The sequence below is a fragment of the Antarcticibacterium arcticum genome (genome assembly GCF_007993795.1).
Lineage (GTDB): Bacteria > Bacteroidota > Bacteroidia > Flavobacteriales > Flavobacteriaceae > Gillisia > Gillisia arctica.
This window is the reverse complement of sequence record NZ_CP042476.1, coordinates 3,036,749-3,058,169: the sequence shown is the minus strand read 5'-3', so window position 1 is coordinate 3,058,169 and position 21,421 is coordinate 3,036,749. Positions and strand designations below refer to the sequence as shown.

Genomic DNA, 21,421 nt, shown 5'->3' with positions numbered 1-21,421 from the left:
ATAAAAGTTATTTTAATTTTTACTTACTTCCCCTGTTAAGGTTGTGTAATTGATCTTAAGAGCATCTGCCTTCCTTAATTCTTGTTTAATATCTGAAACAAGCCCCATATTGGTCTCCACGTCTACCTTTAAGGCAGTGGTTAAATATGGAATTAATTCTTCACGTTTTGATTCTCTTTCAGAATAAATAAATTGTTGTACTTCACTTACGCTGGCAAATTTATCGTTTAACTGTATACGGGCTTCCGTACCATAGGTTTGCTGATAACGCGGACTTGGTTTCCCGGCATAAATATACATTACAAGATCCTTCTTATCCAGTTTTTCTACCTGATCTGCAAACGGCAATTGATTTTGCACCATTAAAGTGTTTTGACGCATTACCGTAGCAACCATAAAGAAGAAAAGCAACATAAAAACGATATCCGGCAAAGAAGCTGTGTTCACAGCTGGTAATTCTCCGCTTTTTTTCTTTTTAAACTTAGACATAATTTTTAATGTTTTTAATTCTTAGGTTCAGCTTCAGATAACTTCTGAGGATACATGGTCTTGATTTGTTCAATTCGTTCCTTTAACTGCTCCTTGTTCCCTCTCCAGTTGACATCGTTGTAATTTTTCTCCATTTGAGTAAATTCCATATTAAACAAACGCTGTGCTTCCCTGTTCCTTAAAACATTATAGGCAGCCACCAGTTCATTTTGCACAGAGATATAGGTTCTATATTCTGTTTTACGGTCATTAACAAGGGAAATAATCGCCTTTTCAGGATTATCTGAAGACTGAGGATCTTTGGCACCCTGACAAAAGTCACAGGCATCTTCTCCTACACCGCCTCCATTGTCAAGGAAGTCTACAGCAGCCTGACGCAAATCTTTCAGCTCCATCAATTGATCTTCAACAAGCAACTGGTTGTCCCTGCTCACGATCACTGTGAAAATGTTTTTCTGCTTGATTACAGGCGGAACTACATCCTCATCCTGCATGGGGGGTAACTTACGGCTAATCCCCCTGTCAGTTTCCATTGTTGTTGTTACCAGAAAGAAAATTAATAGCAGGAAGGCAATATCGGCCATCGAGCCCGCATTTATTTCTGGTGATGATCTTCTAGCCATAATTTATTTTATTAGTTTTCTGATTCCCGATAATACCATAGCTCCAACTGCAATTGCAGCAAGAATATAGAAGGTTACCAGGCCGGCACCTACCCAATGAGATGCACTGGCAGATAATGTGCCACCGTCTTTTAGATCCATTTGGGTTCCATCTGTAACCAAATACGCTATCACAACAATAAGAACAAAAGCTCCAACGGCGATAAGGGTATTTTTAATATTCCCCCTAAACAATCCCTTTATTACAAAGAAAGCTACAAGGACAATAACTACTAAAAGAACCAAATATGATAACCAAAGCATAGGCGTAACCACACTAGCTTGTGTGGAAGCTGAAGCTTCAATAGCATCGTCTCCGGCCATAATAATCCTAGCCAAAAGGATAAGACCTATGACACCAATAACGAGTGCTAAATATTTTAAAATTTTATGAATTGTCATAGTTTATAGCTCTTAGATTCTTCTTCTGTTTTTGTAGTCAACAAGCATATCAATCAAGATGATTGAAGCATCTTCCATGTCATTTACAATACTATCGATCTTAGCGATGATATAATTATAAAATATTTGAAGAATAATAGCAACAATAAGACCAAATACAGTTGTAAGAAGAGCTACTTTAATACCCCCTGCCACTAATGATGGTTGCATATCTCCGGCAGCTTCGATCCTGTCAAATGCCTGGATCATACCTATTACCGTTCCCATGAACCCAAGCATAGGTGCAAGAGCAATAAATAAAGATACCCATGAAACGTTTTTCTCAAGTTGTCCCATTTGAACTCCACCGTAAGCAACTACAGCTTTTTCTGCTGCTTCGATGCTTTCATCTGCACGGTCAAGTCCCTGATAGTAGATTGATGCAACCGGGCCTCTTGTGTTTCTGCAAACTTCTTTTGCAGCCTCAATACCACCACTGTTTAAAGCATCTTCTACATCCTGAGCAAGTTTCTTAGTATTTGTAGTAGACAAGTTTAAAAAGATAATCCTCTCAATGGCAATGGCCAGACCAAGAATTAAACATAAAAGAACGATCCCCATAAATCCAGGACCACCTTCTATAAATCGTTTTTTAAGTTCCTGGTGGAAACCTAAGGATTCTTCCTCTTGCATGTCGAGGGCAGCTTCTTCATCCTGAATAAAATTCACGATATTATCTGGCTGTGCATTCACGTAATTTGTCGCATTTACTTCTGCGGCTCCAAATAACATAATCGAAGCGATTACCAAAGTTGAAAATAATCTTTTCATTACTGTTTGTCTTAATTTAATTAGTTAAAGGGTTAAAGATATAAAAATAATTTTTTAATAAAAACACTTTGCAGAGAGGAAGGGATTCGAACCCTCGATACCCTTGTGGGGTATACACACTTTCCAGGCGTGCGCCTTCGACCACTCGGCCACCTCTCTATTAAGTTGTTCTAAATTGGTGCGCCAAATAACAAAAAAAAAACTTCACCATCAAATAAGATGCGTTAATTTTATAACATTTCCCCACGCAGGGAAGTCTCGAATATGGTTTTGAACACTTTAGGTGATAAATCCTTGCCTAAAAGGTACATCAATTTAGCCACAGCAGCCTCAGTTGTGATATCCTTTCCCGAAATAACCCCTATTTTTTTAAGCTGAGTACTGGTTTCATACTGTCCCATGACCACACTTCCGGCAATACACTGTGTAACATTCACTATTACAAGTCCTTTCTCGATGTGTTTTTTCAATAAATTGATGAACCATTTATCTGTAGGAGCATTTCCGCTGCCAAAGGTTTCAAGCACTACCCCCTTCAATCCCTTTCTGGAAAGTATGTGATCTACCGTTTGTTCATTTATACCGGGAAACATTTTTAAAATAAGAACATCATCGTTAAAATTGGTATGCAGCAGGGTCTTCTTCCGGCGGTTGGTCTTCCAAAGCACATGATGATTTACAGATAAATATACACCAGATTCTACCAGGGGAGGATAATTCATGGATGCAAAAGCCTGAAAATGTTCTGCATTAACCTTGGTGGTACGGTTAGCCCGATAAAGCTTATATTCAAAATACAATCCAACCTCAGAGATCACTGGCCTTCCCTGTTTCTGAAGCCCGGCAATCTGGATGCTGGTAATAAGATTTTCTTTGGCATCTGTCCGCAGGTCTCCAATGGGCAGTTGTGACCCCGTAAAAATAATGGGCTTAGTTAAATTCTCAAACATAAAACTAAGAGCTGCAGCGGTATAAGACATCGTATCACTTCCATGCAACACTACAAAACCATCATAATTTTCAAAACGCTCTTCTATTATATTGGCAATTTGAATCCACTGTGCGGGATTCATATTTGAAGAATCTACAGGTTCCTTAAAACTAATGGTATCAATATGATGTTCCAGAAGTTTTAATTCCGGGATATTATGTAAAAGCTCGCTGAAGTTAAAAGCTTTTAGTGCCCCGGTCTCAAAATCCTTGATCATACCAATGGTTCCACCGGTATATATAAGTAAGATATTAGATCTTGTTTTCATTAAGGACCTCCAGGTTTATTACCGGATTGGCATACATTAAAAGATAACTATTTACTTCAAGGGCGTTTTTCACATCGATCCTGCGGGAAAGGCGCCTTTCAAACTGCCGTTTTTCCTTGAGGGTATAATGAGAGGAATAGGTGTCATTATTATTTAAAAGATCCAGGGCAATATAATTTGCCGGCCAAAGTTTATAATTCTTATGAACGTTATCATCTATGGCCGCCGCAATTGCCTTTAGTAAGTCATTGGTAGAGGTTTGTTCACTTTCAATCTTTTCAAACCAGGAGCTGTCCAGTACATTTCCCGCTTTTATGTGAATCCTTCCTTTATTTCCCAGGGCCCCTTGCATTATGGAGTTAAAATCTTCATTGGCAGACTTTGTATAAGTGGTCTCCATTCTTTTTGCCATAATTTCAGGCATTTTTAGAACATCTGTAGGATCAAATTCATAGGAAATCGCCACAGGCACTATCTTGATCCTGGTAAAATATTCTGCAATACTCATGTCTCCTTTGGCCATGGCGAGCATTTTTAAAACTCCCTGTTGCGTGGTATCGTTTCCGTCTTTGGTGCGGCCTTCACGCTGTGCCATCCATACAGATCTATTTTCTTCAAGAAGAAGATGACGAATGTATTCTGAAAGATTTTGCGAACTTTTAAGCATTTCTCTTGGTCCAAGGCCACGTTGTACCAGAAAATTCCGGTTAATACGGGAAAGCAATAAAAGAAATGGTTTTTTTACGAGGTTATCTCCAATGGCCGATGCAGTCATGATTAATCCCTGCTCATACAGTACACAATTAAGTAAACTTGTATCAAGTATAATGTCGCGGTGGTTGGAGATGAACATATAGGACTCATCGCTTTTCAGCTTATCAAAACCACTGTAACTTAAGCCTTCTGAACTTTTTTCCAGGACTCTTTGTACGCTACTGTAAATTATTTTTGTTTGAAAATCCCTAATAGAATTACAGGATAATGCAATCTCTTCAATTTCCTCAAAAGGTTTCTCCGGAAAGGTGAATTGAAGCAAGGCTTTCACCATGGGATGTTTCACATATTGCTTAAGCGCAGGTTGCACTTCATGATCGTGATAGAATCTTATTTCTTCAAAGTTTGACACAGGCATTTTAGTTGGCATAGCAAAAGAACAAAATTAAAATCAAATATATGATTTACACTTTAAATATGTCCCGGGAGTTTTGAGTGGTGACCTCGGCAACTTTATTGAGGTCTATCCCATATATTCCGGCAACTTTAGTGGCAATAATTTCAATATACGAACTTTCATTTCTTTTACCACGGTATGGCGCCGGTGCCAGGTATGGGGAATCTGTTTCCAATACAATATTTTCCAGTGGGATCTCCCCCAAAAATTTATCAATACCCCCGTTTTTAAAAGTAACCACCCCTCCTATTCCTAATTTCATATTATAGGAAAGCGCCCGGACTGCCTGCTCTTGATTGCCGGTAAAGCAATGGAAGATTCCAGATAGACCGTCCCCTTTTTCTTTTTCCAAAACTTCAAAGATCTCATCAAAGGCATCGCGGCAATGGATTACCACAGGCAAATTATATTTTTTGGCAAGCCTTATTTGCCGGGTAAAAGCCTCCTGTTGTTGCTCAAGAAATGATTTGTCCCAATAAAGATCTATACCTGTTTCCCCTACTGCATAGAACTTCCTTCGCGAGAACTCCTCTTCTACATGCTTCAGCTCATCTTCAAAGTTTTCCTTGACCGAGGTTGGATGCAGGCCCATCATTAAAAAGATATTATCAGGAAACTCCTTTTCAAGATCATACATACTTTGGGTATGGGAAGAATCTATAGCAGGAATAAAAAATCGGGTTACCTGTTTATCCAGGGCTTTCCGGATCATATCCTTTCTATCCCTGTCAAAATCTTTGCTATATAAATGAGTATGCGTATCGGTTAATATCATATTTGCAAAATTAATTTATTTTGAAGACCTATCTTTGTCAAAAAAGGAAAAAGAATGGCGTCTTTAAAAAAACTGATGGAGGGAAAAGGCTATAATCGGGTAAAACTTAAGTATACTGAAACAAACCATTTTGAGCTGGTTGCCAGGATCAATAAAATAGAAGGAAATTTTATTCTGGATACGGGAGCTTCAAGTTCCTGTGTAGGATTTGAGGCTGTGGAACATTTTAATTTACTGGCTGAAGATAGTGAAATAAGAGCCGCGGGAGCGGGAGCCACCAATATGCTCACCAGGATAGCGCAACAAAACACTATTGAGATCAAAGGATGGAAAAAGAAAAAAATTGATCTGGTATTGTTTGATCTTACCCATGTGAACGAGGCCCTTGTAAACCATAAAGCCGAAAAAGTTCACGGGATCATTGGTGCAGATATCCTAAGGGGTGGCAAAGCGGTAATTGATTATAAGAATAAAGCACTCTATTTGAAATAATCCAAAATATGGGGAAAAACCCCCATGGGTTTCTTCAACATTATCATATACATTTGATAATATACGTTGAAGATATGAATTTTGAAGTAAAAAAAAGAGAGCTTTATGATACCGGAATGGCAATTCTGGCGGTTGCTGTAGTTTTGGTACTTTTATTAAATCTTTTTATATTATTTGAATTATTTTAATTATTTGGGAGCCAACCAATCTAAAAAGGCAGCAATGAAAATTGCTGCCTTTTTAGATTTAATTAAGAAATTACTTATAGTTCCAATGCCCTTTTAGCATCATTATCCATCAATAATTCCTCAGGATTTTCCAGGGCTTCTTTCACTGCAACAAGGAATCCAACAGATTCTCTGCCGTCTATTATCCTATGATCATAAGACAAAGCCACATACATAATAGGACGTATCTCTACGTGCCCGTCTATCGCAACCGGCCTGTCTACAATATTATGCATTCCAAGGATCGCACTTTGCGGCGGATTAATAATAGGTGTAGATAACATAGAACCAAATACACCACCATTAGTAATAGTAAATGTTCCTCCCGTCATTTCATCTACAGTAATTTGTCCATCTCTTGCTCTTAGCGCCAAACGCTTTACCTCATCTTCTACCCCTCTAAAACCAAGATTCTCTGCATTTCTTATAACCGGTACCATTAGTCCTTTTGGTCCTGAAACCGCTATACTAATATCTTTAAAATCGTGTTTTACCTGGAAATCACCATCTATCATTGAATTTACATCGGGATACAGGTCTAATGCCCTAACAATTGCAAGAGTAAAAAAGGACATAAATCCTAATCCCACTCCATGCCTGTCCTTAAACTCGTCCTTATATTGTTTCCGTAAAGAAAAGATTGCGGACATGTCAACCTCATTAAAGGTAGTAAGCATAGCTGTTTCATTCTTTACGCTTACCAGTCTTTCTGCCACTTTGCGGCGAAGCATGGACATTTTTTTGCGCTCCTCACCTCGTTTTCCACGGCCCGGGGTACCCATAGAAGCTTTGGCCTCTATAGCATCCTCTTTGGTGATCCTGCCATCACGACCCGAACCACTTACAGATTTAGAATCAATTCCTTTTTCATCCAGTATTTTTCTGGCTGCAGGAGACGGAGTGCCTGTAGCATATGTTTCCTTTTTATCTGAAGACGGAGATTTAGTTTCTTTCCTTTCTTCAGGAGCTGCCTTTTCACTGTCCTTCTTTGGAGTTTCTTTTTCATTTTCTTTAGCCAGCTCCTTTTCTGATGCATCTGCAGATCCCTCATCCCCGCTTGGCTTTTCAGCTTTTTCTTCCCCTCCCGGTTTTTTCGCATCGGTATCTATAAGGCAAACCACTGCTCCAACTGCTACAGCATCACCCTCTTCGGCCATTAAAGTAATAATACCACTTGCCTCGGCAGGTAATTCTAAAGTTGCCTTATCACTATCAACTTCAGCTATTGCCTGGTCTTTTTCTACATAATCTCCATCTTCAACAAGCCATTGAGCTATTTCTACTTCGGTTATTGATTCTCCCGGAGAAGGAACTTTCATTTCTAAAGCCATGATCTTAAATTTATTTTTCGGTCCCACCTTGCGGGAAACCAGTTACTGTTTGTAAATCTATTTATTAGTTTTGATTAAACCATGGTTTTATCAAAAACACTTTCTATAACTTTTTCGTGACGCTTTTTAAATCTTACTGAACTTCCGGCTGCAGGTGAACCATAGAATCTTCTGCTGGAAATCCTGAAGTTTTTGGCTTCCTCAAAATGCATTAACATGTGACTGTAAGCTCCCATATTTCGGGGTTCTTCCTGTGCCCAAACCAAATCATCGGCATTTTTATATTTTGCAATGATCTCTTTCATTTTTTCTGAAGGTAAGGGGAATAATTGTTCTACCCTTACAAAAGCTACATCATCCCTTCCGTTTTTCTCGCGCTCTTCTATTAAATCATAATAAAACTTACCGGTACAAAAAACCAGGGATTTTACCTTATTTACATCGGCCTGAGGATCGTCAATAACAGGCTGAAAACTTCCCTGGGCAAATTCTTCTTTAGTTGATACCACCTTAGGATGCCTTAGTAAACTTTTAGGAGTAAATATGATCAAAGGTTTTCTATAGTCTACTTTCATTTGTTTTCTCAACAAGTGGAACATATTGGCAGGGGTTGTAACATCTGCCACAAACATGTTATCTGTTGCACAAAGTTGAAGGAAACGCTCCATTCTCCCGGAGGAATGCTCGGCTCCCTGTCCTTCATATCCATGCGGAAGGAACATTACGAGTCCATTTTGCAATTTCCATTTATCCTCAGCCGCAGAAATGTATTGGTCCATCATTATTTGGGCTCCATTCACAAAATCCCCAAACTGGGCCTCCCAAATGGTCAAAGTTTTAGGACTGGCCATTGCATAGCCATAATCAAATCCTACTACAGCATATTCTGAAAGCAGGGAGTTAAATACAGAAAAATCTCCTTTTTTTCCGGGAATATTGTTGTGCATTATGATCTCCTCCTCACTATCTTCTACTTTTACCACGGCATGCCGGTGAGAGAAAGTTCCTCTCTCCACATCCTGGCCACTCATACGAACATTGTATCCTTCAGTCATTAGGGACCCGTAAGCCAACATTTCTGCCATTGCCCAATCCAACTGGTTGGTTTCAAAATACATGGTATTGCGGGCTTCAATAAGTTTGGCAACCTTTTTAAGGAACTTCTTGTCTTCAGGAAGTTTGGTAATAACTTTTGCGACATCATCCAGTTTTGAAAGTTCAATACTGGTATCAACTTCCTGCATCATCACGGTTTCATCTGCATCGTTAAAACCTTCCCACTCATCCTGCATAAATGGAGTGATCTTGGTTTTTTCTTCCTTACGGGAATCCTCAAGTTCAGATTCCAGTTTAGCTTTATAATCTTCTTCAAGTTTGGCTACATAGCTTTTATCTATCACTCCGCTTTTTATTAGCTGCTCTGCATAGATATCCCTTGAATTTAAATGTTTTCCAATTGCCTTATATAATTTTGGCTGGGTAAACCGGGGCTCATCCCCTTCATTATGCCCATATTTTCTATAACCCAGCAGGTCTATAAACACGTCTCTTTGAAACTGCATCCTGAAATCTAACGCAAAAAGCACTGCGTGAACCACAGCTTCTGCATCATCGGCATTTACATGAAGTACGGGAGATAGCGTAACTTTGGCAACATCTGTACAATAGGTGGAAGAACGGCCATCAAGATAGTTTGTGGTAAATCCAACCTGGTTGTTAACCACAATGTGAATGGTACCGCCGGTCTTGTAACCGTCGAGCTGTGCCATCTGCACTACCTCATATACAACTCCCTGGCCTGAAATAGCAGCATCTCCATGAACAATGATTGGTAGTACTTTAGAGTAATCTCCTTTGAACTTTCGATCTTGTTTTGCACGCGCTATCCCTTGAACAACAGGTCCAACTGTTTCCAGGTGAGAAGGGTTTGGGGCAATATTTATATTTATTTCTTTTCCGTTACGGGTTTTACGACAACTGGTCCATCCCAGGTGGTATTTAACGTCTCCGTCAAAAATATCCTGCTCGTAATCCTTCCCGTCAAATTCACTAAATATATCTTTGGCACTTTTTCCAAAAATATTGGTAAGCGTGTTTAACCTTCCGCGATGGGCCATTCCCATTACAAAATCCTCTACCCCAAGATCTGCAGCTCTTTCAATTATAGCGTCCAGGGCAGGGATCAAACTCTCATTTCCTTCAACCGAAAATCTTTTTTGCCCTACATATTTTGTATGTAAAAATGTTTCAAATGAATAGGCATCGTTCAGTCTGGAAAGAATCAGCTTTTTCTGATCGGCAGTGAAATCCGGATGATTATCGTTGATATTTAATTTTTTCTGAATCCAGTCAATTTCTTCAGGTTTACGAATATACATATATTCAATCCCTATAGACTGGCAATAGATCCTTGATAAATGGTCTATAATATCACGCAGTTTCGACGGCCCCAGCCCTACTACTTCTCCTGCATCAAAAACCTTATCAAGGTCACTTTGCTCGAGACCAAAATTTTCAATATCCAGGGTTGGGGTGTATTTTCTTCTTTCCCTTACAGGATTGGTGCGGGTAAATAAATGCCCGCGGGTACGGTAACCTTCTATTAATTTTATAACCCGAAATTCTTTTTGAAGATTTTGTAATTGCGGGGCACAGTATTCCTCGGTTACCCCTGCTTCAGAGGTTTCTACTACAGAGGAGGAATCCCCATTTTGTCCAAAATCAAAACCCTGGAAAAAAGCTCTCCAACTTGGTTCAACACTATCGGGATTTTCAAGATATTGATCGTAAAGATCTGCAAAGAAGCTAGTATGTGCGGCGTTAAGAAAAGAGTATCTATCCATAATTGGAAACTATTGTTTCTTTTATTGTAAAACATCGCAAAAATACAATTTTTAGCTATTATAGCTTATAAGATTTATTATATTTATCTATTCTCTAATAAGAATTTAACAAGAAAAAACCTTCCGCTATGCCCTTTAAATATTTGCTTTTACCCTTTATTTTTTGTATTCTCCAAACGCCTTCTGCCTTTGCACAGGTAGAGGATTCTCCTGCGGCTTCAACGCCTAATCCATTTTGGAGCAATGTGCGGTTTGGAGGAAGTTTGGGGCTGGGATTTGGCAACGGCTATTTTAATGGCTCCCTCGCACCTTCTGCCATATATGATTTTAACCAGTATGCGTCTGCAGGAATTGGAATAAGCGGGGCTTATGCCAAACAGAATAACTTTAAAGCTACCAGTGTGGGCGGCAGTATCATTGGGATGTTACGTCCTATAAGGGCAATTCAACTTTCTGCCGAATATGAGCAGCTAAACATTTCGCGGCGCTATGAACTCGATGGCGGGAACAGGAAAGATACCTATTGGGTACCGGCTTTGTTTTTGGGTATAGGTTATAATACCGGGCCCGTAGTGACAGGTATTCGTTATGACGTACTTCATGATAGCCAGAAGAGTTTTTACAGCAACGCCCTCATGCCGTTTGTAAGTATTTATTTTTAGACTTCCCGGTTCATAAGGTCCTGGCCAAAATCCCGTAATAACGCCTTTCTGTCCTCGGGAATATCAAGCTCCTCCAGCGCTTCAAATGCTTTATTGGTATATTTCTTTATTTCCTCACGAGCCCTCAGTGATGCCCCGCTATTTTCAAAGATTTGCTTAACCGCTTCGATTTTGGCGGTAGCTTCCCCGGGGTTTATCGAGTATAAATGTTCCAGTTGTCTTGCTTCTACAGCATCTGCCATTTGAAGGGCAGTAAGGTATAAAAAGGTCTTTTTATTCTCTATAATATCACCGCCTACCTGCTTGCCAAAAGTTTCGGGATCACCAAAAGCATCAAGATAATCATCCTGCAATTGAAAAGCTATCCCAAGCAAGCGGCCAAACTCATACATGGCCTGTTTGTTTTGGGGGGTAGTTTCCGCAATAATCGCCCCCATTTGTAAGGCAGCCGCAACCAATACTGCTGTTTTATATTCAATCATTTTAAGGTAATCTTTAATCTCAACATCATCCTGGGTTGCAAAATCAACATCGTATTGCTGACCCTCGCACACACGCATAGCGGTACTATTAAATAATTGCAACAACTCCTTAAAGATAGGCCCATCGTAATTTTCTAATAACTGATAGGAATAAATAAGCATTGCATCTCCTGAAAGGATCCCTGTATTTACATCCCACCGTTCATGTACCGTTGCTTTACCACGGCGCAGAGGTGCATCATCCATAATATCATCATGAACCAGCGAGAAATTATGAAACACTTCAATAGCAAGAGAGGCGCTCAGGGCTTTTTTGAAGGAACTCTCAAAAACTTCGGCAGACATTAATACCAATACGGGCCTTAATCTTTTGCCTCCCAGATGGAGAATATAACTTATGGGCTCGTATAAATTTACAGGTTCTTTTAAAGTTACTGCAGTTTCAAGATATTCCAGAAAGGCCTCCCGGTATTGTGTAATGCTAAGCATACGTAATATTTTTTGCGCTAAAATAGAATAATAGAATTTATTATGATTTCTTCCCCAGCTTTAAAACTTAAAAATATTAGGAAACTTTTTTAGTTTTTAAAGTTTCCTTTCGTACTTTTGCCGCCAATAACTATATAAGTGAAAGAACAAATAATAAATACTTCTGCCGATTTGTTCCTCTCCCTTGGTTTTAAGAGTGTGACAATGGATGATATTGCCCAAAATATGGGGATATCCAAGAAAACCATTTATGCCCACTTCCCCACCAAGACTAAATTAATAGAGGCGGTAACCCTATATGTACTGCAAAAGATCACAGAAGGAATTGAAGAGATAAAAAGTAAAAGCTACAACCCAATTGAGGAGCTTTTTAAGATCAAGCAATTTACCACCTCATATTTAAAGGACGAAAAGTCTTCTCCCCAATTTCAACTGGAAAAATATTATCCCAAGATCTACAGAGAAGTTCATAAAAGCAATCATCATCTTATTTCCTGTTCAATTGAGGAAAATCTCAATAGGGGAATCGCAACCGGAGATTACAGGTCTAACATCCCGGTTGATTTTATTAGCAAGATCTATTTTGTGGGGATTACCGGTATAAAAAATCCGTCACTTTTCCCGCCGGAATTGCAAGGATTGAAAATTCTTTATGACAACTTTCTGGAATATCACCTACGGGCCATTGCCACCCCGGCAGGTCTGGAAAAATTAAACCAATTCATTACAAATGATATTTAAAAACATAAAAATATACGCATCCTTCTTCATCTTCTTGCTTACCGCGTCCCTCTGGGCCCAGAAACAGGAAACACAAGAATCCTATACTTTCACCCTTGAGGAAGCAATTGATTTTGGTTTAAAAAACAATTATTCATCCAGGATAGCATCCAAAGAAGTGGAAAAGACTCTTAAGCAAAAATGGGAGATCATAGCTCAGGGATTACCTCAAATTTCCGGAAATGTAGATTACCAAAATTATATCAAACAACCGGTTACTTTGATACCCGCAGAGATTGCAGGAGGAGAACCGGGGACATTTGTTCCTGTAAGATTTGGGACTAAACAAAACCTTGGCGGCACCGCCACCTGGAATCAGTTAATTTTTGATGGTTCCTATATTGTTGGGGTGCAGTCTGCCAAAACCCTTTTGCAAATTTCAGAGAATGCAAAGATCAAAACACAACAATCTGTAAAAGAGGCGATAATTTCTGCTTACGCCAATGTCTTACTTGCCAAGGAAAGCGTAAGCATTCTGGAAAATAATGTGAATTCTATTGATAAGAATTTTCAGGACACAAAAAAAATCTTTGAAAATGGACTTGCTGAAGAAGAAGATGTGGAGCAATTGAATATCACGTTGCTGGGCCTTCAGAATAATTTAAACCGAAGCAGGAGAATGCTTGGTCTATCCTACGAAATGCTCAACCTTAGCCTTGGAATTCCTGTAGATACTCAGGTTACCCTTGTGGAAGACCTGGATTCTCTGGCTATGAAATATTATGACCTTAGTCTCCTGGCTAAAGAAATACCCGTAGAAGAAAATATAGATTACCTCATTGCCGAAAACAGTGCGGAAGCTGCCAAAATATTTGTAAGATTGGAAAAAGCCAAAGCGCTTCCAAGCCTTACAGGTTTTGTAAACTATGGATTTCAGGGCTTTAGTGAAAGTTTTACCTTTTTTAATAAGGAACAGGATTACTTTACCCAATCTATCCTGGGAGTGAGTTTAAATATTCCAATTTTTAGCAGTGGGCTGCGCAGTGCCCGGACCCAACAAAAACAATTGGAATATGAGCAGGCACTTATAGATCTGGATCAAACCGAAAACCGGGTAAGGCTTGAAATTAACAGTGCCCGGAATGATTATGAATTTAGCCTGGAAAATTACCAGACTCAAAAACAAAATCTTGAACTCGCGCAACGAATTGAGAACAAGAACCAGATCAAGTTCTTTGAAGGACTTGGCAGCAGCTTTGAATTAAGCGAAGCCCAAAGGCAGCTTTTCGCTGCCCAACAGGAATTACTTCAATCTATGTTAAACGTAATTACTACAAAAACCACTCTGGAAAACCTTCTGGATAATTCTTCCTATAGCAATGAAAAATAAAAGATCTCAATATTATACAATTATGAAAAAGTTCGTGTTTGGCGTAGCTACTCTTCTTCTTATATCCTGCGGAAATTCAGAAAATAAATCGGTTAAGGAGGTAATAGACACCAATGATCTGGCCCAGATCAAGTCAAAAAAACTTGAATTAAGTGAGCGGCAGCGGGAGATCAACACTCAAATTGATATGCTGGACGCGGCCATAATTAAACTTGACCCTGAAAGAAATATACCGCTGGTTACAACCAAAATGGTAGTAGATACTTCCTTCAGACATTTTACCGAAGTGCAGGGAGATGTGGCCACAAAAGAGAACATCCTTATCTACCCGGAATTTTCCGGCTTGCTGCGGGAAGTATACGTGAAAGAGGGGCAAAAGGTAAATAAAGGAGCCATCCTTGCCAGAATTGATGATGGCGGACTTTCAAGTCAACTTGCCCAGATCGAAGCTCAGGCTGCTTTGGCGAAAACAACTTTCGAGCGCCAGAAAAGATTGTGGGAACAGAACATAGGTTCAGAGATTCAATACCTTGAAGCAAAGACCAATTATGACGCAGCTCAAAATTCTGTAAATCAAATCAGGACCCAGGTAGGTAAAACTGTGGTGAGAGCACCTTTTACCGGGGTTATAGACCAGGTAATATCTGACCAGGGAGTAGTGGTAAATCCCGGCCAAAATGCACTTTTTAGATTGGTAAACCTGGATAATATGTACGTCCAGGCTGCAGTTCCAGAAAGTTATCTGGGTAAAATTAAAACGGGTACTGCCGTAGTAGTGGAGATTGCAGCAATAGGACAGGAATTTGAAGGAGTTGTGCGCCAGGTTGGAAATTTCATAAATCCAGATAACCGCTCATTCCAGATAGAAGTTGCCCTTCCAAATAAAGACGGCCAGATCAAGCCAAACCTAATAGCAACTGTAAAACTGAACGATTATACTTCAGAAAATGCCATAATAGTTCCTGAAAACACTATTCAGCAAAATTCCCAGGGTCAAACCCTGGTATATATTTTCGAAAAAGAAAGTGACAGCACGGGAGTAGCCAAAAGAGTGATCGTTGAAACAGGGTACACTTACCGTGAAGACATCGAGATCTTAAGCGGTCTTGAGCCGGGAGACCTCATAATCATAGAGGGCGGAAGAAATTTACGCGATGATCAAAAAGTCAAATTAAAAAATTAAGCCCAGGTTAACTTATCACTTATGAATAAAATTGACAAAGAATTTAAGATCTCTTCCTGGGCTATAGACAACAGGATGACGGTTTACGTAATTGTGGCCATCATACTTGTGGGAGGTTTGCTTTCCTACTACAGCATGCCCCGCGAGTCTTTTCCCGAGATCATTGAAACCAAAATTTATATAAGCTCCATAAACCCGGGAAATTCAGCAGAGGATGTTGAGAAATTTATTACCGAGCCCCTGGAAGAGGAGTTTAACAACGTGGCCGGTGTAAAGGAGATTTCCTCCACTACCCTTCAGGATTATTCTCTTATTATAGTTGAATTTGATGAGGATGAAAGTCCCAATGTTGCAAAGCAATTAATTAAAGACAAAGTTGACCTTGTAAAGGCAGAAACTACCTGGCCTACCATGGACAACGGGGCGAAGGTTGAGCCAAACGTTTTTGACCTTAATATAACAGAGGAAATGCCTATCCTCAATATTAACCTTACAGGAGATTACACGGTACAGCAGCTTAAAAAATATGCCGAGTACCTTCAGGATAGAATTGAAATGCTTCCTCAAATCAAAGAAGCCACTATTAGGGGTGCCGAGGATATGGAGATCGAGGTGGCCCTGGATGTGTATAAAATGACAGCCTCCAAGGTAAGTTTTAATGATGTGGTTAATTCAATTAGTGCAGAGAATCGCACGATCTCTGGGGGAAATATAATTTCTAACAGCGTACAAAAGAATATAAGGATCATTGGAGAGATTGAGAATCCGCGGGAACTGGAAGATATTGTAGTTAAGCGGGATGGAGGAAATATTTTCCTTAAAGATATTGCCCAAATAAGGTTCCAGGAAAAAGATCCTACCACCTACGCCCGGGAATATGGAGATCCGGTTATTATGCTTGATATTAAGAAGCGGGCAGGAAAAAATATGATTGAAGCTGTAGAGGAGATCAAAAAGATCGTGGAACGGGAAAAAGAAGAGTATTTCCCCGATAATATTGAAATCACCCTTACCAATGACCAATCAATAAAAACCCAAAACCAGGTAGATGACCTTGTTAATAACATCATCTTTGGGGTGATCCTCGTAGTGGTGGTATTAATGTTCTTCCTTGGGTTCAGGAATGCGTTGTTTGTAGGATTTGCCATCCCCTTGTCAATGTTCCTCTCATTCATAATACTTTCCAGTATGGGGCTTACCCTTAACACCATGGTTCTTTTCGCCCTTGTTATGGGGCTGGGAATGCTGGTTGACAATGGTATAGTGGTAGTTGAGAACGTATATTCCCTTATGGACCAGGGAATGCCCAGATTAAAGGCGGCAAAACAGGGTGTAGGTGAAATTGCCTGGCCCATAATTGCTTCTACCGCTACTACCCTGGCTGCATTTTTCCCATTGGGATTATGGCCGGGAACCATTGGAAAGTTTATGATGATTTTTCCTATGACCCTTTCGGTAGTTTTGGGTTCTTCCTTATTTGTGGCCCTTATTATTAATGCAATGCTTACTTCGCGCTTCATGCAAACCGAGGAAAATGAATTCACCAAAGCAAGACTTATTCGTTTTAGCGGGATACTTGCAGGAGTGGGACTTATCCTGGTGATACTTGGATTTGTAATGAATACCGGGGCCTTCCGCGGAATTGGAAACTTAATGATCTTCGCAGCGATTATGCTGTGGATCTACAAATATTTCCTTTCACGTGGTGTAGATTACTTCCAGTTCAAAGCTCTGAAAAAACTTGAAAACACCTACGAGCGCACCCTTAAATATGCCCTTCGGAAGAAAAAAGCATATTACTTTTTCTTCGGAACCCTGGGCTTGCTTATATTTTCCTTTATCCTGGTAGGGCTCGTTCAGCCTAATGTCCTGTTTTTTCCTGAAAATGAGCCTAACCAGATCATAACCTATATTGAATTCCCGGAAGGAACCGATATTGCCCGGACCAATGAACTCACCAAACAAGTGGAAGCCCAAGTCTTTGAGGTTATTAAAAAATATGAGGATGAGAATGGCTATAATTTCATGGTAGAATCTGCAATTTCGCAGGTAGGACTTGGGGCGGGGAACCCCCAAACCGATGGAGGGCAGCAAAGCGATATGCCACATAAAGGAAAGATCACTTTATCAATGAGAGAATTTAATGACCGGCGCGGGGTAAAAAGCAGCGAGGTATTAAGTGAAGTGAGAGCTGCCGTAAAAGATTTTCCAGGTGCTTCCATTATTGTTGAAAAAGATGCCGCAGGACCACCTTCAGGATATCCAATTAACATAGAACTGAAGGGGGAGAATTATGACGAGATGCTAACAGAAGCCGAAAATATTCGCAATTTCATTAGAGAACTCAACATAGCCGGTATTGAGGAATTGAAACTTGATGTAAACAAATCCAAATCTGAACTTGATGTACGGGTAGATAGACGTAAAGCCGGCCAATTGGGTGTTTCTACTTCAGCCGTTGGCCAGACTCTCAGACGGGCTATTTACGGGGAAGAGGTGTCTACTTATAAGGAAGGAAGTGATGATTATGAGATCAACGTAAGATTTAATGAAGATTTGAGGTATAATGAAAATGCCCTGTTCAACCAACCTGTTACCTTCAGGAACAATTCGGGGGAATTGGTGCAGGTTCCAATTTCCTCTGTAGTGGAAAAATCCTCGGTTACCGCATTTAACTCCATAAAAAGAAGAGATTTAAAACGCGTAATAACCTTATATTCCAATGTACTGGAAGGCTATAATGGCAATGCAATTGTAGAACAGTTAAAGATAGCCATGAATAGTTATGACCTTCCGCAAAATATGACGGTGGCATTTACAGGAGAACAGGAAAAACAAGCAGAGAATATGAACTTTTTGCTGAAGGCTCTTCTTATTGCGCTTGGAGGGATCTTATTGATCCTTGTCGCCCAGTTTAACTCACTTTCAAAACCTGTCATCATTCTAATGGCGGTTATGCTAAGTCTTGCCGGGGTATTCCTGGGTATGGTAACCTTCCAGATGGATTTCATTATAATCATGACTATGATGGGGATTATTTCCCTTGCGGGTATTGTAGTGAATAATGCGATTGTACTTATAGATTACACCCAGTTATTAATAGATCGCCAGAAAGATATCCTGGGTTATGAGCCGGAAGACCTTCTTACCCGCGAAGAATATTTTGACGCTATAGTAGCAGGAGGGAAATCAAGATTACGGCCGGTATTATTAACAGCAATAACTACCGTTCTGGGATTAATACCTCTCGCCGTGGGGCTTAACATAGACTTTTTCAGCCTGTTCATAGATTATGACCCCAAGATATATGTAGGTGGTGATAATGTGAAATTCTGGGGTCCATTGGCCTGGACCGTTATATTCGGGTTGGTTTTTGCAACTTTTCTCACGCTGGTGGTAGTACCTGTAATGTTCTACCTGGTAAACAGAAGCAAGGTTAATATTCGCAATAAAAGAGTTGAACGAAAAAGACTTAAGGCAATAAAAAATCAGGAGTTGCAGAGTTAAGTGGAATTTTAACTTCGCCCGAAAGGGCCAGACTTAACTCAATTTTTAAACCCGCACTTTTTTAAAAGAAAAGTGCGGGTTTTTGCTGTATTGGCCTTTAAAAAAAAAAAACAAACCTGAAGTTTTCACTTCAGGTTTGTTTAAACTGCGCAGGGCTTTTTAATTCCTGGTTATAAGAATTCCCTGCCTTTTATATTCTGTTACTTCAGCAATAACATTATTGCGGTATTCTACTTCTGTTAAAACATCAGGAGACCAAAAAAACCATTTGCCCATCTTGACCCCTTCCTCGTACCTGGCAAGGGCATTCTTCTTACCGCTTTGGTCAAAAGAAACCCATTCCCCGTGGAGTTTTCCTCCCTTGTACGTACCTTCCTGTCTAACACTTCCATTTTCATAATAATATGTTCCTTTTATTAATTCACCCTGTATTTCAAATTTGGGTTCTATTTCTTGCGCGCTCAGCACCGGTGCCATTAAAAAAGCACCAGCGGCGTAACAAAGTTTCATTAGGTTCATAAGCCCGCTTTTTCTCAAAGTGCTATAAATTTAAAAATTACTTTACAATTACGCAAGGATTTGGTAACATTAAATTAACATTGGACCCTAATGCGAAAAGTCGAATTCAAATATTTTCCTGGGTAACAGGAAACTTTTGAAGGCTTTATTCCTTTAGAACCCATGATTACTTCTTACTTTTGCCTTTCAATTTTTCAAGAGCATATTATGTATAGAAGTCATACCTGTGGTGAATTAAGAATTGCCAGTATAGGAGAGGAAGTAACCCTGGCCGGATGGGTGCAGAAAATAAGAAATAAAGGTTTTATGATATGGGTAGACCTTCGGGACAGGTATGGGGTTACCCAATTGATCTTTGATGAGGAGAGAACTTCAGAAAAAATGATGAAAGAAACGGCCAATTTAGGTCGGGAGTTTGTTATACAGGTAAAAGGGACCGTTATTGAACGCGAATCCAAGAACCCTCAAATGCCTACAGGAGATATTGAGATCCTGGTTTCAGATTATAAGCTGCTGAATGCTTCCCTTACCCCACCTTTTACCATTGAAAATGACACTGATGGCGGGGAAGAGCTTAGAATGAAATACCGGTACCTGGACATTCGCCGAAATCCGGTAAAAGAAAATCTTATGTTTCGTCATAAGGTTGGAATGCAGGTGAGAAATTATCTTTCCAACCAGGGGTTCATCGAGGTGGAAACTCCCTACCTCATCAAATCTACGCCTGAAGGGGCACGTGACTTTGTAGTTCCAAGCCGCATGAACGAAGGCCAGTTTTATGCTCTTCCCCAATCGCCACAAACCTTTAAGCAGTTATTAATGGTAGGTGGTATGGATAAATATTTCCAAATAGTGAAATGTTTTCGCGATGAAGACCTGCGGGCAGACCGGCAACCGGAATTTACCCAGATAGATTGTGAAATGGCCTTTGTGGACCAGGAAGATATTCTTAATATTTTTGAGGGGTTTACAATACATTTATTAAAGGAAATAAAAGGGGTAGAATCTGTAAACTTCCCAAGGATGACCTATGCTGAAGCTATACAAAAATATGGGAATGACAAGCCGGACATTCGTTTCGGGATGGAATTTGCCGAACTTAATGAGCTTGCCAAGCACAAAGGTTTCAATGTTTTTGACCAACAGGAATTAATCGTAGGAATAGCCGTTCCCGGCGCAGCAGCATATACACGAAAAGAAATTGACGCCCTTATTGAATGGGTAAAGCGGCCTCAGGTAGGAGCTACCGGGCTGGTTTGGGCAAGATATAACGAAGATAAAACCTTAAAATCCTCTGTAGATACGTTTTATACTGCCGAAGATCTCAAGGAATGGGCAAACGCAACAGGAGCAAATCCCGGAGATCTAATCCTGGTAATGGGAGGCAATGCAAACGCTACCCGTGCCCAGCTTAGCGCATTGCGTATGCACCTTGCCACGCAATTGGGATTAAGAGATCCAAATGTATTTGCCCCCTTGTGGGTGGTGGACTTCCCGCTTCTGGAATGGGATGAGGAAACATCGAGATATCATGCCATGCACCATCCTTTTACTTCACCAAAACCCGAAGATATTGCCCTTTTGGAAACAGATCCTGGTGCTGTACGCGCCAATGCCTATGATCTGGTTTTAAACGGAAACGAAATTGGAGGTGGTTCAATAAGAATACATGACAAAGCCACACAGGCGAAAATGTTTGATTATTTAGGTTTTACCCCAGAACAGGCAAGGGAACAGTTTGGTTTTCTTATGAATGCTTTTGAATACGGCGCTCCCCCTCATGGCGGAATTGCATTTGGATTTGACCGGCTTGTATCTATACTTGGAGGCCAAGAGACAATCAGAGATTTCATCGCTTTCCCAAAGAATAACAACGGTAGGGATGTTATGATAGATGCCCCGGCAAAACTGGATGAGGAGCAGTTAAAAGAACTTCATCTCCAGGTGAAATTATAAATTTTTAAAATCCTGCTTCCCGCAGGATTTTTTATATTCACCTATTAATAAT

Annotated in this window: 19 protein-coding genes and 1 tRNA gene; 8 read left to right on the top strand and 12 right to left on the bottom strand. The window is 40.0% G+C overall.

What is annotated here, in order from left to right; translation table 11 throughout:
* Nucleotides 1-12: 12 nt before the first annotated feature.
* From FK178_RS13840 to FK178_RS13805, 8 genes are all read right to left on the bottom strand, one after another.
* Nucleotides 13-489 (bottom strand): ExbD/TolR family protein, encoded by a 477-nt coding sequence (locus FK178_RS13840; protein WP_146836468.1) that lies wholly within the window; start codon nt 487-489, stop codon nt 13-15.
* Between the two features lie 14 nt (nt 490-503).
* Nucleotides 504-1,112, bottom strand: coding sequence for an ExbD/TolR family protein (locus tag FK178_RS13835; protein ID WP_146836465.1), 609 nt, complete (start codon nt 1,110-1,112; stop codon nt 504-506).
* Nucleotides 1,113-1,115: 3 nt separating this feature from the next.
* Nucleotides 1,116-1,553 (bottom strand): hypothetical protein, encoded by a 438-nt coding sequence (locus FK178_RS13830; protein ID WP_146836462.1) that lies wholly within the window; start codon nt 1,551-1,553, stop codon nt 1,116-1,118.
* A gap of 12 nt (nt 1,554-1,565) precedes the next feature.
* Nucleotides 1,566-2,363, bottom strand: coding sequence for a MotA/TolQ/ExbB proton channel family protein (locus FK178_RS13825; RefSeq protein ID WP_146836457.1), 798 nt, complete (start codon nt 2,361-2,363; stop codon nt 1,566-1,568).
* A gap of 71 nt (nt 2,364-2,434) precedes the next feature.
* A tRNA-Ser gene (locus FK178_RS13820) sits at nt 2,435-2,522 on the bottom strand.
* A gap of 71 nt (nt 2,523-2,593) precedes the next feature.
* On the bottom strand, nt 2,594-3,622 hold the full coding sequence (locus tag FK178_RS13815) for an asparaginase (RefSeq protein ID WP_146836452.1): 1,029 nt from the start codon (nt 3,620-3,622) through the stop codon (nt 2,594-2,596).
* A complete protein-coding gene (locus FK178_RS13810; protein ID WP_146837698.1) occupies nt 3,606-4,748 on the bottom strand; it encodes a 1-acyl-sn-glycerol-3-phosphate acyltransferase in 1,143 nt (380 codons plus the stop codon). Before FK178_RS13810 ends, FK178_RS13815 begins: the two co-directional genes overlap by 17 nt.
* A gap of 52 nt (nt 4,749-4,800) precedes the next feature.
* Nucleotides 4,801-5,568 (bottom strand): TatD family hydrolase, encoded by a 768-nt coding sequence (locus FK178_RS13805; RefSeq protein WP_146836446.1) that lies wholly within the window; start codon nt 5,566-5,568, stop codon nt 4,801-4,803.
* Nucleotides 5,569-5,622: 54 nt separating this feature from the next.
* On the opposite strand from FK178_RS13805, the gene FK178_RS13800 reads away from it, so the two are divergent.
* Both FK178_RS13800 and FK178_RS13795 read left to right on the top strand, forming a co-directional pair.
* A complete protein-coding gene (locus FK178_RS13800; protein ID WP_146836440.1) occupies nt 5,623-6,060 on the top strand; it encodes a retropepsin-like aspartic protease in 438 nt (145 codons plus the stop codon).
* An 8-nt stretch (nt 6,061-6,068) separates the two neighbouring features.
* Nucleotides 6,069-6,248, top strand: a complete 180-nt coding sequence (locus FK178_RS13795) for a hypothetical protein (protein ID WP_146836435.1) — start codon at nt 6,069-6,071, stop codon at nt 6,246-6,248.
* A gap of 74 nt (nt 6,249-6,322) precedes the next feature.
* On the opposite strand, the gene odhB is transcribed toward FK178_RS13795, so the two are convergent.
* On the bottom strand, nt 6,323-7,618 hold the full coding sequence (gene odhB, locus FK178_RS13790; RefSeq protein ID WP_146836432.1) for a 2-oxoglutarate dehydrogenase complex dihydrolipoyllysine-residue succinyltransferase: 1,296 nt from the start codon (nt 7,616-7,618) through the stop codon (nt 6,323-6,325).
* A 74-nt stretch (nt 7,619-7,692) separates the two neighbouring features.
* The gene (locus tag FK178_RS13785; RefSeq protein WP_146836428.1) at nt 7,693-10,461 is read right to left on the bottom strand and encodes a 2-oxoglutarate dehydrogenase E1 component; all 2,769 of its coding nucleotides are present in this window, start codon (nt 10,459-10,461) and stop codon (nt 7,693-7,695) included.
* Between the two features lie 128 nt (nt 10,462-10,589).
* Here FK178_RS13785 and FK178_RS13780 point away from each other — a divergent pair, with 128 nt between their 5' ends.
* Nucleotides 10,590-11,123 carry an alpha-ketoglutarate decarboxylase gene (locus tag FK178_RS13780; RefSeq protein ID WP_146836424.1) on the top strand — a complete coding sequence of 178 codons (534 nt, stop codon included), beginning with the start codon at nt 10,590-10,592 and terminating at the stop codon, nt 11,121-11,123.
* Here FK178_RS13780 and FK178_RS13775 read toward each other — a convergent pair.
* Nucleotides 11,120-12,094: a polyprenyl synthetase family protein gene (locus tag FK178_RS13775; protein ID WP_146836420.1), complete on the bottom strand. Its 975-nt coding sequence runs from the start codon at nt 12,092-12,094 to the stop codon at nt 11,120-11,122. The two genes, FK178_RS13780 and FK178_RS13775, sit on opposite strands and share 4 nt — an antisense overlap.
* Before the next feature lie 138 nt (nt 12,095-12,232).
* On the opposite strand from FK178_RS13775, the gene FK178_RS13770 reads away from it, so the two are divergent.
* From FK178_RS13770 to FK178_RS13755, 4 genes are read left to right on the top strand one after another with little or no spacing between them, the layout of a single operon-like run.
* Nucleotides 12,233-12,835 (top strand): TetR/AcrR family transcriptional regulator, encoded by a 603-nt coding sequence (locus tag FK178_RS13770; protein ID WP_146836416.1) that lies wholly within the window; start codon nt 12,233-12,235, stop codon nt 12,833-12,835.
* A complete protein-coding gene (locus tag FK178_RS13765; protein WP_146836413.1) occupies nt 12,825-14,204 on the top strand; it encodes a TolC family protein in 1,380 nt (459 codons plus the stop codon). The genes FK178_RS13770 and FK178_RS13765 overlap by 11 nt, the downstream gene beginning before the upstream one ends.
* A gap of 22 nt (nt 14,205-14,226) precedes the next feature.
* Nucleotides 14,227-15,387 carry an efflux RND transporter periplasmic adaptor subunit gene (locus FK178_RS13760; RefSeq protein ID WP_168194602.1) on the top strand — a complete coding sequence of 387 codons (1,161 nt, stop codon included), beginning with the start codon at nt 14,227-14,229 and terminating at the stop codon, nt 15,385-15,387.
* 21 nt (nt 15,388-15,408) lie between these two features.
* Nucleotides 15,409-18,894 carry an efflux RND transporter permease subunit gene (locus FK178_RS13755; RefSeq protein WP_146836408.1) on the top strand — a complete coding sequence of 1,162 codons (3,486 nt, stop codon included), beginning with the start codon at nt 15,409-15,411 and terminating at the stop codon, nt 18,892-18,894.
* 159 nt (nt 18,895-19,053) lie between these two features.
* Here the strand turns inward: FK178_RS13755 and FK178_RS13750 are convergent, their stop codons facing one another.
* Nucleotides 19,054-19,413 carry a toxin-antitoxin system YwqK family antitoxin gene (locus tag FK178_RS13750; protein WP_240793846.1) on the bottom strand — a complete coding sequence of 120 codons (360 nt, stop codon included), beginning with the start codon at nt 19,411-19,413 and terminating at the stop codon, nt 19,054-19,056.
* A 207-nt stretch (nt 19,414-19,620) separates the two neighbouring features.
* Between FK178_RS13750 and aspS the strand changes: the two genes are divergently transcribed.
* Complete coding sequence (gene aspS, locus FK178_RS13745) at nt 19,621-21,369, top strand: aspartate--tRNA ligase (protein ID WP_146836405.1); 1,749 nt, start codon at nt 19,621-19,623, stop codon at nt 21,367-21,369.
* The last annotated feature ends 52 nt before the right edge of the window (nt 21,370-21,421 follow it).

Excerpts from the sequence above, each read along its gene's own strand:
- FK178_RS13800 (WP_146836440.1), top strand. The coding sequence starts at position 5,623 with ATGGCGTCTTTAAAAAAACTGATGGAGGGAAAAGGCTATAATCGGGTA.
- FK178_RS13775 (WP_146836420.1), bottom strand. The coding sequence starts at position 12,094 with ATGCTTAGCATTACACAATACCGGGAGGCCTTTCTGGAATATCTTGAA.
- FK178_RS13785 (WP_146836428.1), bottom strand. The coding sequence starts at position 10,461 with ATGGATAGATACTCTTTTCTTAACGCCGCACATACTAGCTTCTTTGCA.
- FK178_RS13815 (WP_146836452.1), bottom strand. The coding sequence starts at position 3,622 with ATGAAAACAAGATCTAATATCTTACTTATATATACCGGTGGAACCATT.
- FK178_RS13835 (WP_146836465.1), bottom strand. The coding sequence starts at position 1,112 with ATGGCTAGAAGATCATCACCAGAAATAAATGCGGGCTCGATGGCCGAT.
- FK178_RS13780 (WP_146836424.1), top strand. The coding sequence starts at position 10,590 with ATGCCCTTTAAATATTTGCTTTTACCCTTTATTTTTTGTATTCTCCAA.
- FK178_RS13825 (WP_146836457.1), bottom strand. The coding sequence starts at position 2,363 with ATGAAAAGATTATTTTCAACTTTGGTAATCGCTTCGATTATGTTATTT.
- FK178_RS13805 (WP_146836446.1), bottom strand. The coding sequence starts at position 5,568 with ATGATATTAACCGATACGCATACTCATTTATATAGCAAAGATTTTGAC.
- FK178_RS13750 (WP_240793846.1), bottom strand. The coding sequence starts at position 19,413 with ATGAACCTAATGAAACTTTGTTACGCCGCTGGTGCTTTTTTAATGGCA.
- FK178_RS13765 (WP_146836413.1), top strand. The coding sequence starts at position 12,825 with ATGATATTTAAAAACATAAAAATATACGCATCCTTCTTCATCTTCTTG.
- FK178_RS13830 (WP_146836462.1), bottom strand. The coding sequence starts at position 1,553 with ATGACAATTCATAAAATTTTAAAATATTTAGCACTCGTTATTGGTGTC.
- FK178_RS13795 (WP_146836435.1), top strand. The coding sequence starts at position 6,069 with ATGGGGAAAAACCCCCATGGGTTTCTTCAACATTATCATATACATTTG.
- FK178_RS13840 (WP_146836468.1), bottom strand. The coding sequence starts at position 489 with ATGTCTAAGTTTAAAAAGAAAAAAAGCGGAGAATTACCAGCTGTGAAC.
- FK178_RS13755 (WP_146836408.1), top strand. The coding sequence starts at position 15,409 with ATGAATAAAATTGACAAAGAATTTAAGATCTCTTCCTGGGCTATAGAC.
- aspS (WP_146836405.1), top strand. The coding sequence starts at position 19,621 with ATGTATAGAAGTCATACCTGTGGTGAATTAAGAATTGCCAGTATAGGA.
- odhB (WP_146836432.1), bottom strand. The coding sequence starts at position 7,618 with ATGGCTTTAGAAATGAAAGTTCCTTCTCCGGGAGAATCAATAACCGAA.
- FK178_RS13760 (WP_168194602.1), top strand. The coding sequence starts at position 14,227 with ATGAAAAAGTTCGTGTTTGGCGTAGCTACTCTTCTTCTTATATCCTGC.